Annotated in this window: 15 protein-coding genes; 7 read left to right on the forward strand and 8 right to left on the reverse strand. The window is 49.9% G+C overall.

The genetic code is table 11. The features are described from left to right. Nucleotides 1-25 precede the first annotated feature (25 nt). Together McpCs1_RS08060 and McpCs1_RS08065 are read right to left on the reverse strand one after the other, a co-directional pair. Nucleotides 26-265: a winged helix-turn-helix transcriptional regulator gene (locus McpCs1_RS08060; protein WP_338096743.1), complete on the reverse strand. Its 240-nt coding sequence runs from the start codon at nt 263-265 to the stop codon at nt 26-28. Nucleotides 266-475: 210 nt separating this feature from the next. Further along, nucleotides 476-715, reverse strand: a complete 240-nt coding sequence (locus McpCs1_RS08065; RefSeq protein ID WP_338096744.1) for a winged helix-turn-helix transcriptional regulator — start codon at nt 713-715, stop codon at nt 476-478. A gap of 94 nt (nt 716-809) precedes the next feature. Here McpCs1_RS08065 and McpCs1_RS08070 point away from each other — a divergent pair, with 94 nt between their 5' ends. Continuing rightward, a complete protein-coding gene (locus McpCs1_RS08070; RefSeq protein ID WP_338096745.1) occupies nt 810-1169 on the forward strand; it encodes a hypothetical protein in 360 nt (119 codons plus the stop codon). On the opposite strand, the gene McpCs1_RS08075 is transcribed toward McpCs1_RS08070, so the two are convergent. Then, a complete protein-coding gene (locus McpCs1_RS08075; RefSeq protein ID WP_338096746.1) occupies nt 1166-1348 on the reverse strand; it encodes a hypothetical protein in 183 nt (60 codons plus the stop codon). The two genes, McpCs1_RS08070 and McpCs1_RS08075, sit on opposite strands and share 4 nt — an antisense overlap. A 55-nt stretch (nt 1349-1403) precedes the next feature. Between McpCs1_RS08075 and McpCs1_RS08080 the strand changes: the two genes are divergently transcribed. Continuing rightward, nucleotides 1404-1808, forward strand: coding sequence for a hypothetical protein (locus tag McpCs1_RS08080; RefSeq protein WP_338096747.1), 405 nt, complete (start codon nt 1404-1406; stop codon nt 1806-1808). Here the strand turns inward: McpCs1_RS08080 and McpCs1_RS08085 are convergent. After that, nucleotides 1778-3034, reverse strand: coding sequence for a MiaB/RimO family radical SAM methylthiotransferase (locus tag McpCs1_RS08085; protein WP_338096748.1), 1257 nt, complete (start codon nt 3032-3034; stop codon nt 1778-1780). The genes McpCs1_RS08080 and McpCs1_RS08085 overlap by 31 nt on opposite strands. Nucleotides 3035-3114: 80 nt before the next feature. Between McpCs1_RS08085 and ppk1 the strand changes: the two genes are divergently transcribed. Then, a complete protein-coding gene (gene ppk1 / locus McpCs1_RS08090) occupies nt 3115-5214 on the forward strand; it encodes a polyphosphate kinase 1 (protein WP_338096749.1) in 2100 nt (699 codons plus the stop codon). Next, nucleotides 5201-5806: an HD domain-containing protein gene (locus McpCs1_RS08095; RefSeq protein WP_338096750.1), complete on the forward strand. Its 606-nt coding sequence runs from the start codon at nt 5201-5203 to the stop codon at nt 5804-5806. Before ppk1 ends, McpCs1_RS08095 begins: the two co-directional genes overlap by 14 nt. A gap of 2 nt (nt 5807-5808) precedes the next feature. Here the strand turns inward: McpCs1_RS08095 and McpCs1_RS08100 are convergent, their stop codons facing one another. The 3 genes from McpCs1_RS08100 to McpCs1_RS08110 all read right to left on the reverse strand — a co-directional run bounded on the left by McpCs1_RS08100 (nt 5809) and on the right by McpCs1_RS08110 (nt 7712). Continuing rightward, on the reverse strand, nt 5809-6387 hold the full coding sequence (locus McpCs1_RS08100; protein ID WP_338096751.1) for a MerR family transcriptional regulator: 579 nt from the start codon (nt 6385-6387) through the stop codon (nt 5809-5811). 146 nt (nt 6388-6533) lie between these two features. Further along, nucleotides 6534-7103, reverse strand: a complete 570-nt coding sequence (locus McpCs1_RS08105) for an HdeD family acid-resistance protein (protein WP_338096752.1) — start codon at nt 7101-7103, stop codon at nt 6534-6536. 54 nt (nt 7104-7157) lie between these two features. Continuing rightward, the gene (locus McpCs1_RS08110; RefSeq protein ID WP_338096753.1) at nt 7158-7712 is read right to left on the reverse strand and encodes an HdeD family acid-resistance protein; all 555 of its coding nucleotides are present in this window, start codon (nt 7710-7712) and stop codon (nt 7158-7160) included. Nucleotides 7713-7815: 103 nt separating this feature from the next. Here McpCs1_RS08110 and McpCs1_RS08115 point away from each other — a divergent pair, with 103 nt between their 5' ends. From McpCs1_RS08115 to McpCs1_RS08125, 3 genes are read left to right on the forward strand one after another with little or no spacing between them, the layout of a single operon-like run. After that, the gene (locus McpCs1_RS08115; RefSeq protein ID WP_338096754.1) at nt 7816-9894 is read left to right on the forward strand and encodes a YIP1 family protein; all 2079 of its coding nucleotides are present in this window, start codon (nt 7816-7818) and stop codon (nt 9892-9894) included. 10 nt (nt 9895-9904) lie between these two features. Beyond that, entirely contained in the window at nt 9905-10930 is a 1026-nt protein-coding gene (locus McpCs1_RS08120) for a PKD domain-containing protein (RefSeq protein ID WP_338096755.1), read from the forward strand. An 11-nt stretch (nt 10931-10941) separates the two neighbouring features. Further along, nucleotides 10942-11442: a PKD domain-containing protein gene (locus McpCs1_RS08125; RefSeq protein WP_338096756.1), complete on the forward strand. Its 501-nt coding sequence runs from the start codon at nt 10942-10944 to the stop codon at nt 11440-11442. A 61-nt stretch (nt 11443-11503) separates the two neighbouring features. Here McpCs1_RS08125 and guaB read toward each other — a convergent pair whose 3' ends face one another. After that, nucleotides 11504-12973, reverse strand: coding sequence for an IMP dehydrogenase (gene guaB, locus McpCs1_RS08130; RefSeq protein WP_338096757.1), 1470 nt, complete (start codon nt 12971-12973; stop codon nt 11504-11506). Nucleotides 12974-12976: the final 3 nt, after the last annotated feature.

Below are 12976 nucleotides of genomic sequence, written 5' to 3' on the forward strand. Positions count from 1 at the left end.
TCTGTTGGTCGGTTCACAGACAATTTTACGCTGATGCCGGAGTTGTGCCGGTGGTGAGCTTTGGCTGATAAATTGCCTGTCTGGCATCACGGAAGTTGAACTTCTCGATGATGAGTCCCTGTTCCTTCAGGCGCTTTAAAGCATATCGAACGGTACGCGGAGCAAGTCCGGTGCCCGCAACGATATCCTTGTGGGTCTGGGATCCAGTCCTCTCCAGGAGATGGTAAATCGTGATACACGATTGGGGCAAATTTGTTCTTTGCATACAAAACAATTGTCTTGTAAGTATAAATAGTTTTGTTATTTTGTTCGTATTGTCACGAACAATATGGAAAAATGCCCCTAAATGAGCTTTGATAGTTCATTTATGGGATTACTGCTTGTAAACGGAAAAACCGGTCACAATTTGTTGATTTATTTTTACTATGAATTTTACAAAAAAGAAGAAATTTCTGGTTTTTTCTCAAACCATCAACTACACCGTAGCCTGTGTAGGTGCTGCAGGGATCTTACTCGAGTAAAGAATCTGCCGTGCATCGCGGAAATTGAACTTCTCCACGAGCATATCGTGTTCCTTTAACTTTTTCAGCGCGTAACGGATGGTTCTTGGTGATAATCCCGTTAACTGGGCGATTTCCTTGTGTGTCAGAGAGTTGTACGGATCAAGTACTGTGAGCACTTTGACCGATGACTTGGGGAGTTCTGTTTTAGTCATAACGAACAATCGACTTCTGCAGATATATAATTATTCATGGTGCCAAATGCAGCAACATACAAGTATGTCCGCATCAATATATTGAAAAATAGACATGCTTACACAGCCGGAACGACGAGCGGTCCTTCTTCTTGCCGGAGTTGTACTGCTGCTCCTGGCGTTTCATCTGGGAACAACTCTTTTTGTACCGGACGGCGGGGCAGTGGCATACTCAGCTGATCTTGCTGACGGTGTGCTGGTAAAACACACCGGTACTGTTTTAGATCTCACTTTTACCAAAACTGGCGGTCATTTGATCGTCAACGTATCCGGAACTGATGTGTTCGTGCCTGGCGGCGCATCAAAACTCACCCTGCTTGTTGGCGATCAGGTAACCCTGCGCGGCATTACTGAGACATATTCCGGAAAAAAAGAGATTATAGTGAATGATCCTTCAGATATTGCGAAAATTTAGTTCCGGTTGGCTTTACCCGGAACACCCTCTCCCTCGATGACCTTTATCTGATTACCAAGGGACTTCTTCTTTGACGGTTCAGTTCCCTCAACTTTCGTTGACTTGATTTTGGATTTGCGGCCTTCAACACCCGCGCCAGTGTCGCTGCCCTCGTGAATGTCATTAAATTTTATCCGCATACTGATTCATTGGCCCACAACAATAAAGTCATTTGCCTCAAGACTATTACAGCAGATGACTGAGCTTCCCAATACCGGCGACCGCGTGGATGTTCTTATACTTCGCGACCTGCGGCAGACCGAGCACATCAACGTCTACCTCTATATGGATGAAGAGATTGCCAAAACCTCAGACCTTGCCGCTGACCTGCAGAAGTACCGGCTCATTGATCCTGACTTCAGGCCCGTGATGGAAATTGAAGAGTGGTTTAAGGTCATGCAAAAACAGATGCGCCAGATCGCAGGACCTGGTGCAAAGGTTGAAACAATGTTTGCCGAAGAGCCGCTGCATGCAGAAATTCTCGGCTCAGGAATAATTCAGACCGCGGTCGGTCCGAGGACGTATCTCAAAGCCCTGCTTCCGTATCTTGACGAGATGGAAGACATCCATTACTCGGACGCAACCCTTCCCAGTAAATAATGCCGGCGGTGTCCGGTAATTTCCACCGGTATTTTTGTCCCAAGGGGAATTTCCTGCATCACCACAATATTCTGATACGTCCGGTCGCGGGCAGTAACACTTCCTGCCCGCACCGCCTCAGTAACCACTGCGTCGACAACTCTACCAATCCAGGCCTCATTGTTTGCATCATACACCTGATTTGCCGCGTTCGTCAGAGCCCGTGACCGTTCCTTTTTTATCGGCTCAGGCAGTTTTTTCATCTTTGCTGCCGGCGTCCCGGGCCGGACTGAAAATCGCGTGATGTTCACCTTGCCGGGTTTTGTGCTGAGAATCTGATCCACCGACGCCTTGCCGTCCGCATCAGTCTCTCCGGAAAATCCTGCGATGTAATCAGTAGAGATGCGGATATCGGGGAACCGTTCGCGTGATCTTTTGCAGATCTCCTCATACTCTGCCGAGGTGTATCTGCGTCCCATCGTTTTCAAAACCGCGTCGGATCCTGACTGCACCGGCACATGCAGAAACAAAAAGATCTTCGGGTCGGTTAATGCATCCAAAAAATCATCCAGAATCGGCAGAAGCGTATCAGGATTTGCCATACCTACTCTGATATGAAACTCTCCCGGAATCTTGCAGAGCGAACGCAGAAGATCAGGCAGCCGCCGTCCTGAGGTCATATCCATTCCCCAGGAACTCACATCCTGTGCGGTCAGCTGAATCTCTGCAACTCCAGCTTCCACAAACCGCTCAGCCTGCGTTACAATATCCTCCTCAGAAAAACTCACCAGTTTCCCTCGTGCAAGTCTCGTAATACAGTAGGTGCAGTGGCCGTTACATCCTCTGGCAATCTGAAGAACCGCATGATCGCCGGAACTCACCGTCCCAACCTCACGGTAACAGGAATGAATCAGATCAGGATCAATAATTCCTGCGTCAGGGCACGCTTCAAGAACACGTTCGATGGAAATTCCTGGCAGACATCCGGTAATAATCAGGGTTTTTCCGGCAAACAGATTCATGCGTTCGTACATGTGCTTCTCGGTTTTATCCACCACAATGCAGGTGTTGATCAAAACTGCGTCTGCGTCTTCCGCAGTATCCACAACCGTGCAGCCCTGAGCCTTGGCTATCTCAATGATTTTTTCGGTGTCGCCGGCATTGTAGGTGCAGCCGTAGGTCTCAGCATACAGCCGGACATTTTTCAGCCGGTCCAGTGCCGCAGCTGTCAGAGCCGTTGAATCCATTCTGCATACTAATCTGTAGCGAACTAAATAACTAAGTATCTGAGAATACCATATTCACTCTTATTCGGCTGGAAATCATCATGGGCAAGAAACACAAGAAAAAAGAGAAGGAAGAGAAAAATTCCAAGTCCCTCGTTGAGAAAACGGCTCTCTGCGATGACTGCGGCAGATACTTTAACCGTGAGTTGTCCTGGCTGAAGTTCAACGAGCGCATCCTCGAAGAAGCCCGCAATATTCGCAATCCTCTGCTGGAACGAGTCGCGTTTCTCGGCATTGTTGCCGGCAACTTGGACGAGTTCTTCATGGTGCGTGTCCCTGCATATCAGCGCGGCGCAACCCGGCAGAGCGATGAGTTTGAAGAGGTGGTCGGCAGCCGCACCCAGCTTGAGATGATCTACGACAGAACTATCTTCATGATGCGGATCGCTTCTTGGGTCTGGGCAAAGGAGCTGAAACCTGAACTGGAAAAAGAAGGAATTGTTTTCCAGAAGTATGCGAAGATCAGTGAGTCTGAAAAGCATACGCTCCGAAAAGAGCTCTCGGCAATCCTTGCTGAGACTCCGGTTAACATCATTCGCGGCGACCGGTTTCAGGACATCGAGCAGAACGATTACCTCAAAGGCATGGGACTTCTCGCAAAGTCGGACCAAGGCCTTGCGGTAATTCCTCTTCAGGATATTCTGGACAAGTACGGGCGGTATGCAAAGGTTGGAAAACGAAAGGTATCCTACCTCTTCCGCGAGGATGTTCTGCGCAAAAACTATGATCTCTTCCTGCCCGGAGAGTCGACGAGTGCGGTTGTTCCAATCCGCATCACCCGCGACTCTGATCTGAACCTGAAAGGCGATGACGCAGACGATTTGATCTCAGCGATCAAAGCTGCTCCCGAAACTCTTGCCAAAAAACTGCCGTCCCGTCTTGAAACCGAACAGTGGCTGCCGTTCGGATACACGACGCATCTGGTGGATGCCTTATCACTTCTGCCCGAACTGGTGTATGATGTTCCTTCCCCACTCGGACTTGCTGACCTGAAAAAGTTCCCGGTCACACGACCCGAGCTGAAGTTTTCTGCTTACGAGCCCTCCCTGCCGGTCGGTCTTGCCAACACAAGGGAGATCTTCTCCCATCTTGCGGACCGCGACATCATGCTGTTCACCCCGTACAACAGCTTTGACGGGCTGGTGAACTTTTTGAATGCCGCGGCAAATGATGATGCAGTTCAGAAGATTCAGATGACCCTTTACCGGCTCGGCTCCGAGTCGCCGGTGGTTGCCGCCCTCATAGCCGCTGCGAAGAACGGCAAGGATGTAACTGTTGTTATTGAACTCAAGGCAAGCTTTGACGAGGAAGAAAACTTCCAGTGGGCAACCACTCTTGCCGAGAACGGGGTCACCGTCATTCACGGATTCCCGGGCCTGAAGGTTCATGCCAAATGCTGTCTGGTGACCCGTCTTGAAGACGACAAGCCGGTTCGGTACGGAACGGTTTCGACCGGCAACTATAATGCGAAAACCGCAAAAATTTACTCTGACATCTCGCTCTTCACCGCAGACTCAAGCATCTGCCGTGACATCTCGCTCCTCTTCTCTCACCTTGCGGGCGAGGAGAAAAAGCCTGAGTACAAACAGCTGATCGTCAGTCCGTACTTTATGGAGGATCAGCTGCTCTCCCTCATTAAGCGGGAGACCGAGCACCACAAAGCCGGCAGTCATGGCTACATTGCGCTCAAGACCAACTCGCTGACGCACCGACCAATCATCAACGCTTTGTATGAGGCGTCTAATGCCGGTGTGAAGATCGATTTGATTGTTCGCGGCATCTGCATGCTCAGGCCTGGTGTTCCGAATCTTTCTGAAAACATCAGGGTGACGTCGGTTGTTGGGCGGTTCCTTGAACACAGCAGAATATTTTACTTCCGTAACGACGGAGATGAGCAGGTGTTCATCGGAAGCCCTGACATGATGTCAAGAAATCTGAAGCGCCGTGTTGAGATCATCTGCCCGGTTCATGACCGGAGAATCAAAAATGTGATCGTCAACAAAATTCTGCCGACTTTCATCCATGATTCGGTGCAGGGGTATGTGCTTCAGCATAACGGCGTGTATCTACCCCCCAAGCATCTTGCTTCGCATACCGGGTCGCAGCAGCAGTTTATTGAAATGAGAAGTGTATGGTGGTAGTCTGAAAAAAAAGGATCTCACTCATGTGTATGACTCGGCAAAAATTCTCAACGAGGATTTTTGCCATGCTGATCAGGTGAGCCGTCTGGCTCTTGCTCTCTATGACTGTCTCGTTCCTGCGAGACACCACGGCAAGCAGACGCGGCGCATCCTTGCGGCTGCCTCACTTCTGCATGATGTCGGCTGGGGAATTACGGGCGGCACTCACAACAAAACCGGCATGGAGTTTGTGCTGCACGACCGCACTCTGCCGTTCACTCCCCGCGAGCGCATACTGATCTCTCTGATCGTTCGGTATCACCGTGGTGCTCTTCCGAAGAGACGCCATTTTCTCTACGGCGATCTCAGCCGCCGTGACCGAAAGCTTGTGGATCTCATCTCAGGCATTATCCGTGTTGCTGACGGCCTTGACCGCTCGCACATGAGTATTGTCAGGTCTGTTTCTGTAGAGCTTTCTAACAATACCATTCTTATCACCTGTGAGGGTGCGGGAAGAGGCTCTCCTGAGCAGAGGACTGCCCTGAAAAAAGCGGATATGTTGATGAAGGTGTTTTCTTCCGGCATCAGGATTCGCTGGAAGACGGTAAAGTAATCTTACCGTTTCCAGAATCCTGACTTCTTTTGTGCGTCCTGTTCGCGGAAGTACTGCTCAAGCGATGCAATCTGGTCCCAGAGCGTGCGGACATCATTTCTGAGTGCGGTTACGTCTTCCGAAACTTTGGCAACCGCATCAAGGACTGCGGCGTTGTCATCAGCCATTTTTTCCCGTATCGCTGCCATCCGGTGATCCATGGTCTGAACCGCTGCCTGTGCTGATCTCATGGCAAGGATCAGTTCTTCTTCGATCTCAGTCCGGGGAATTGGTTTTGGCATCTCCTTTGGGGCTGCCGGCACCGACTCTATTCCCATCCGCTTCATGTCCTCGCGTGCCCGCTCCTCCAATGTTTTTCCTCCCCGAATGGCAGCGGTGATCACTTCTTCCGGCAGTCCCTGGCTTTGCAGATCTGCAATTTTTCTGAATCTGTCGACCATGTTCTCATCATACACCCGTACTTTGCCGATCTTTTTACAGGGGAGAATTGTTTCGTATCGGTCGGCAATGAGTCTGCACTCGCCTTCAGGAATTCCCAGAATTTCTGCAATGTCAGCTATTTTTCGTGTACTCTCAGTCATAGCAGTATCTACTCTTCTCTTAGGAGGATGAGTGATAAAAGGTTTGGGATGTGGCGTTTTGTATCTTTATTCATGAGCCATTCGCGAAGTGTTACATCTTAAGCTATAGCCAAGATCTCAAAAAAAAAAGAAAAATGAATTTCTGATTATGCAGTCAGTTCTGCGTACTCTTTCTTGTACAGGTAGGCCTGCACAAACGAGACGATACCTGCGATAACCAGAAGGATTCCTAAGACCAGTGCAAGGACCGGGGCTCCCTCGGTCGGGAACAGCAGGAAGAACAGACCAATGATGATACCAATGATACCAAGGATCAGCATCAGAATTCTCTGTCCCCAGGAAAGTCCGCGGCTGAACGCAAAGATGACATCCGTAACTCCGGAGATTAACGCAATAATTCCAATGAATACGGTTGCAATCCAGATCATCGTGTCAGGCGACACAAAGGAGATCAGTGAAATTACAATACCAATGATACCAAGAAGGATCATCCACCATGTGGCTTTTGGTTCGCCGAATGCAGAGAATCCTGAGAACAGGGCTGCAACCGAGACGAAGAGCAGGAGAATTGCGATCACATATGCACTCACGTTTAATGCTGCGAATGGGAATGCCAGACAGAAAATTCCCAGAACCAGAAGGACAATGCCTTTTAAGAGAAGCGTCTTCCAGGCTCCTGGAAGAAGCGTCTCCTCAATCACAACAATGTTTGTCATATACAAATCTTGTCGTTCCAACCTATATAAGGTTCAGATTGAGACAAAAAAAGATTAGGTGGTCTGGGCTGGTTTTTTTGCCATGAACCCTTCGATAATTGCAAGGATTCCAAAGACCAGCAGGAAGATACCGGTTACCTGTACAAGAACAATTGCGCCCGTGAACGGCATCACAATGAACAGGATACCAAGAATTACTCCAAGAACACCGGAGATTGCGACAAGAATACGGTTTGCTTCACCGGTCTTGTTCGCGATTGAAATTGCAATGTCCGTAAATCCACTAATAAGGACGGTAATCGCAATCATGTACACGATGTAGAGCGTCATTATTGCCGGGAAGACAAACGCAAGAATTCCTCCAATGATTGCAAGAATTCCTAAAACAATTACCCACCATGTACGTTTATACTCTCCAAGGAACGTGGATCCTGAGGTCAGAAGCTGAATTCCAAGAATGATAAGTACGATACCAAACAGCAGTTCAATAGCAAGGATCGAACCGAAGGTAAAGATCAGCATGATAATACCAAGTATTATCATCAGGATACCCTTGAGAAGAAGAGACTTGAAGATGTCTCCTCCAATCGGGGCTGAGGTTTCAGTCATATACAAGCAATTAGACTGCAAATGCTATTAAATCCTTGTATCAAGAGAAAAGGGTAAGTTTGACATCTATTTATAACAAGAAATTCAGACTAATACAGATACTATGTCGCCTGTAGAGATGCATGCCGGTGAAGTACGATATTATTCTTCTCCGGTCATGGTGAAAAATCAGCAGTACACTGGGATGTTAACCAGCGAACGGTTGATTATCGATGGTGGATCGGCCCCCCGCGAGTTTAAAATCACGAATATTTCCGCTGCGGATCCGGTCACTCTCCCCAGTGGCGAGCCTGGTCTGAAACTTGTTTTATCAACCCCGACCGGTCAGAAAGAGATGGTCTGGTCGTTTCCGGTAGGTGATATTTTCAAAGCAGGCGAGCAGCAGGCATGGGTGAATCAGATCCGTAAAGCGGTTGGTGAAAAACCGTTTGCTGTTCCGGGAGCACAACCTGCCGCTGCGCGCGCAATGCCGGCAGCTGCCTCCGCGGGTGCACCCCAGTCACCAGTATACTCTCCTGGCGAAATGGAGATCATGAAAACCGCAGGTGTTCGGATCAAGAGGACCTACTACACGCTGTATCTGACTAATCTTCGACTGATTCTTCAGAACATCTCAGGGCAAATCGGTCGCGAGTTCGCTATTGCTGAGCTGATGGATGCGTCCCGAATGGAGGGTGAGTCTGGCGAGCCGTCCATTGCTCTGACTATTGGTTCACAGACCGGTGTCAAGCAGATGATTCTGACGTTCCCCTCTCCTGGTTCTCGTGAGGCATGGATGGTACAGCTTTCCGCAAAGCTTCCGACCCATGCGATGCCTCAGGTTCCCCAGATGGCTGCCCCTATGATGGGCGGCGGCGGTATGGGAATGGGAATGGGGTATGGCGCCCCAGCCCCGGCCCAGAGTGCTCCGCAGATGCTTACTCTGCAGCCCGGAGAGAAAATCTACATGTCTTCTCCCGGCATCCGGGTAAAGCGTGATGTGTTTACTGCGTATCTGACGAATACACGGTTTGTGCTGATGGGCAATTCAAACGGCATGCTTGCAATTGCCGGAGAGTTTGCGGTGAACGCGCTGAAGAAAGCGATCCGTATCGCAGGCGAGCTGGGCGAACCAGGGATCGGGTTAACCATTGCATCCCGTGATGGGGTGAAGGAGATGCATCTGCTTTTCCCGTCGATGGATCTGCGGGAGATGTGGATCTCGAAGTTCGAAGAGGTTATTCTGCCTGAGGCACCACCGATGTACGGCAGCCCTGCTGCATCTGCTTCGCAGTACTCGGTTACGACTGTTGCCCCGCCGTCACGCGGCAATGCGCCGGTAAAATACTGTACTGTCTGCGGAGCACGCAATCATCCTGATGACCGATTCTGTGCGATGTGCGGCAAACCTCTGGCTGATGCAGGCGTCGGCACGGCAGGAGCTGCGGCAGCGTCCGCATCGATGAGTGAACCTTCGGTTCCGGATATGTTTGACGGCAGCGGTCGAAGTGAGCAGCCCAGGAAACGTAAAGAAAAACCAGCCAAACGCGGAAAAAAACCAAGACGTGATGAGTATGAGTATGATGAGCCGCGCACAAGACGCGAACGTCCGCCGAAACGTGCACGTGCACCCAAAGAGACGAAGGCGAAGAAGCCGTACGAAGGCAGTATTGTTGGTTTCCTGACCCGACCCGCGGATGCATTTGAGTATTATGGCCGCGAGGGTCCAAAGGATGCACTCGGTCTGTTCCTGATTTCAGGTATTGTCTGGGCTGTCATCTCGGTTGTGATGCTTGCGTTCGTTCTGCCGAAGGTTCTGCCTGTCACTGCTGCAGAGTTCCCGATTCTTGGGGCACTGTCGTCGAATATGATGGCGATGGTGATGCTGATTCTGGTGATGTTTGTTCTCTGGATGATCTTTGTGATGATTCAGGGAGTACTGTCCGGCGTGTTTGCAAAAGTGTTTGGCGAGGATGCAAGTATTGGCGAGACCATTGCTGTGGTGATGCGAAGCTCGCTTCCTTATGCAGTTGTCGGATGGATTCCCGGATTTGGTATTATTATTGCCGCTCTCTGGTCATTGATTGCAACCATGAAAGGATTTGGCTCAGCACTTGATATGCGTGGAGGCGCAGCTGCAGGATGCGCAGTCCTCGGCCTTGTCGTGGTCGCGGTAATTCTTGTTGCACTTGGGATGATCTGAGGTGGGAAGAATGAGAAAAATTCTCATGCTGCTTCTGGTGCTGGGGATGGTGGCTGTGGGGGTGGGAGCAGTAGCGGCGAGTGATAACAACACTACGAACACATCTGGTGATAATGGCACAATACCCACCACAGATCCGACGGAAAACACAACAACCGCGACTACTGCAACAACAACCGCTACGACTACGGCGACGACGACTGCTACGACCACGACCACAACTACTGCAACAACAACCGCTACGAGTACGACGGCGACGACTGTTGCCACGACTACAGCCACGACAACGGCAACCACTCCTAATCAGAATTACGTTGTGTCAATTGAAGCGAATCCTCTGAAGGGGGCTGTGCCTCTGAAAATCAATTTCAATATCAACACAACAATTCCGTCAAGTGACAGGGCGAAAATAGAATGGGAGTTCGGATATGACAGTGAATCGTGGAGCAGTCAGACGAGTCCTTCGTATACCTATGAAAAGGATGGCACGTATACGGTTACTCTTTCGATTACGACCAAATCAGATAATAAAAAATATCAGGCTGAGTCTGTAAAAATTAGTGTCTCTGATTTGATTGCTTCTTTTACTGCTTCTCCAACATCCGGTTCTGCCCCGCTTGAAGTCACGTTTACTGACACATCACAGGGTCCAACTTCATGGTTATGGACAATCTACAAAATGAACAGCCAGAACACACGTACTTCGATTGATACAAAGACCAGTCAGAACATGACATACACGTTTAATAACGAGGGAACATATGAGGTCGAACTTACTGCAAAAAAGGACTCTAAATCAGTAACCACCTACAAAACCATCTCTGTCAGTGCCAAAGCAACAACTGCTCCGACCACCGCGAAAACAACCGCGGCTACGACTGCTCCGACAACTGCGGCTACAACATCCCCGGAAGTAAAAGCGGCTTCCCTCTCCGCAGATGATGAACTCATCCCAAATCCGATGGATGTCATAGACGAATTCATCCGCCTTTTCTTCGCAATGATGAATCCGGCGAAGTATAGCTTAGAGATATGAGGTGATGTAAGATGAAAAAATATGTAATTCTTTGTGCAATCCTGCTTACGGCGGCAGTATTCGTATTTCCCGCGTCTGCTGCCATAATCGCTGACTTTTCGTACAGCGTTGACTCGTCCAACCCGATGACTATCCACTTTACTGACAAATCCACCGGTAACCCAAATACCTGGTTCTGGAGTTTTGGCGAAAGTGGTGCTTTCTCCTCTGACCGAAATCCCACCTACACATTTAATGATGAAAAGGAGTTCCGGGTAGCTCTTGCCGCGTCTGACGGAACCTCTTCAAATGAAAATACAGCGATGAAATGGATCACCATTACTCGCAGTGGGGTTGTCGAGGACAACGGGGGCTCTTCCTCTTCCGGTGGAAGCTCGTCCAGCGGTTCATCCGGCATCAGCCTGCCTGAGTTCTCCATCGGCGGCATCAACATCCCGAACCCGCTGGATCTGATCGATGAATACATCAAACTCATTCGCGTCATGATCATCCCGGCAAACTATCAGAAATAATCCTACTTTTTTCAAATCTGCTTGAGCAGATTACTGTGAATAATTATAAAAAAAAGAATGTTCAGAGTCCCGCACGATAGTTCGGGGCCTCGTCGGTAATTAAAATATCATGCGGATGGCTCTCTTTGAGGCCTGCCGCAGTAATGCGCACGAAACGTGCGCTCTTTCGCATCGTCTCAATATCCTTGCTGCCGGTGTATCCCATTGCAGATTTTAAGCCGCCAATCGTCTGGTAAATTACATCATTTACCATTCCGACGTATGGTGTCGCTCCCTCAACGCCTTCGGGCACATACTTTGTTGCGCCGATGCCTTTCTTCTGGAAGTACCGGTCGCTCGACTGGCCTGAGGTCATCACGCCAAGAGAACCCATACCGCGGTACTGCTTGTAGCGGCGGCCCTTGACCACAATGATCTTTCCCGGAGCCTCATCGGTTCCTGCAAACATGCTGCCCATCATGACAGCCGAGGCACCGGCAACAATTGCCTTTGCGACATCGCCGCTGTACTTCACGCCGCCGTCGGCAATGACAGGGACTCCCGCAGGTCCTGCAATATCACAGACATTTGCGATTGCAGACACCTGCGGAACGCCAACACCTGCAACGATACGGGTCGTGCAGATGGAACCCGGGCCAATACCGACTTTGATACCGTCCACAAAGTCAACAAGCTCCTTTGCTGCCTGTGCTGTTGCAATGTTTCCTGCAACCACATCGCAGGAGACCGCTCCTTTGATGTCTTTTACGCCTTTGACCACATGCATGTTGTGACCGTGGGCACAGTCAACAACAATTGCGTCAACTCCTGCTTCTGCAAGCATCAAAGCGCGGTTCATATCAAACGGACCGACTGCTGCTGCAACCCTGAGGTTTCCTGATTTGTCGCGGTTTGCATTCGGGTACTGCTGTTTTTCCAGCAGATCCTGCATGGTGATGATACCAATCAATTTTCCTTTGTCATCCACGACCGGCAGCCGCTCGACCTTCTTGGCATACATCATGTTGATGGCTTCATCAGCGGTGATGTTGTCCTTCACCGTGATCGGGCGCTTGGTCATGATCGTGTCAACGGTCTGTGAGCCCATCTTGTGAACCACTCCGCGCACGTCGCGACGGGAGACAATACCAACCAGTTTTCCTTTCAGGCCAACGACCGGAACGCCGCCGATGCCATGCATATCCATCAGATTTGCAACAAAGGCGATCGTTGTCTCAGGTGTAACGTAACGGACATCGCGCTCGATGACCTTGTCCGCATTTTTCACGATGTTGACAAAGGCAACTTCCTGGTCCGGCGTACAGTTTCTGTGTAAAACTCCGATACCGCCAGCACGTGCCATGGCAATTGCCATCGCCGACTCCGTGACCGTGTCCATTGCAGAACTCACGAGCGGAATTGAGATCGGAATGTTCTTGGAAAATCTTGACTTCACATCCACGTCGCTCGGCTCGGTCCATGACTCAGCCGGTTCGATCAGCACGTCGTCGAATGTTAATGCCGTTGGGATATTGAGTTTTTCACTGTACATGTT

It is taken from the genome of Methanorbis rubei (assembly GCF_032714495.1).
Classification (GTDB): domain Archaea; phylum Halobacteriota; class Methanomicrobia; order Methanomicrobiales; family Methanocorpusculaceae; genus Methanocorpusculum; species Methanocorpusculum rubei.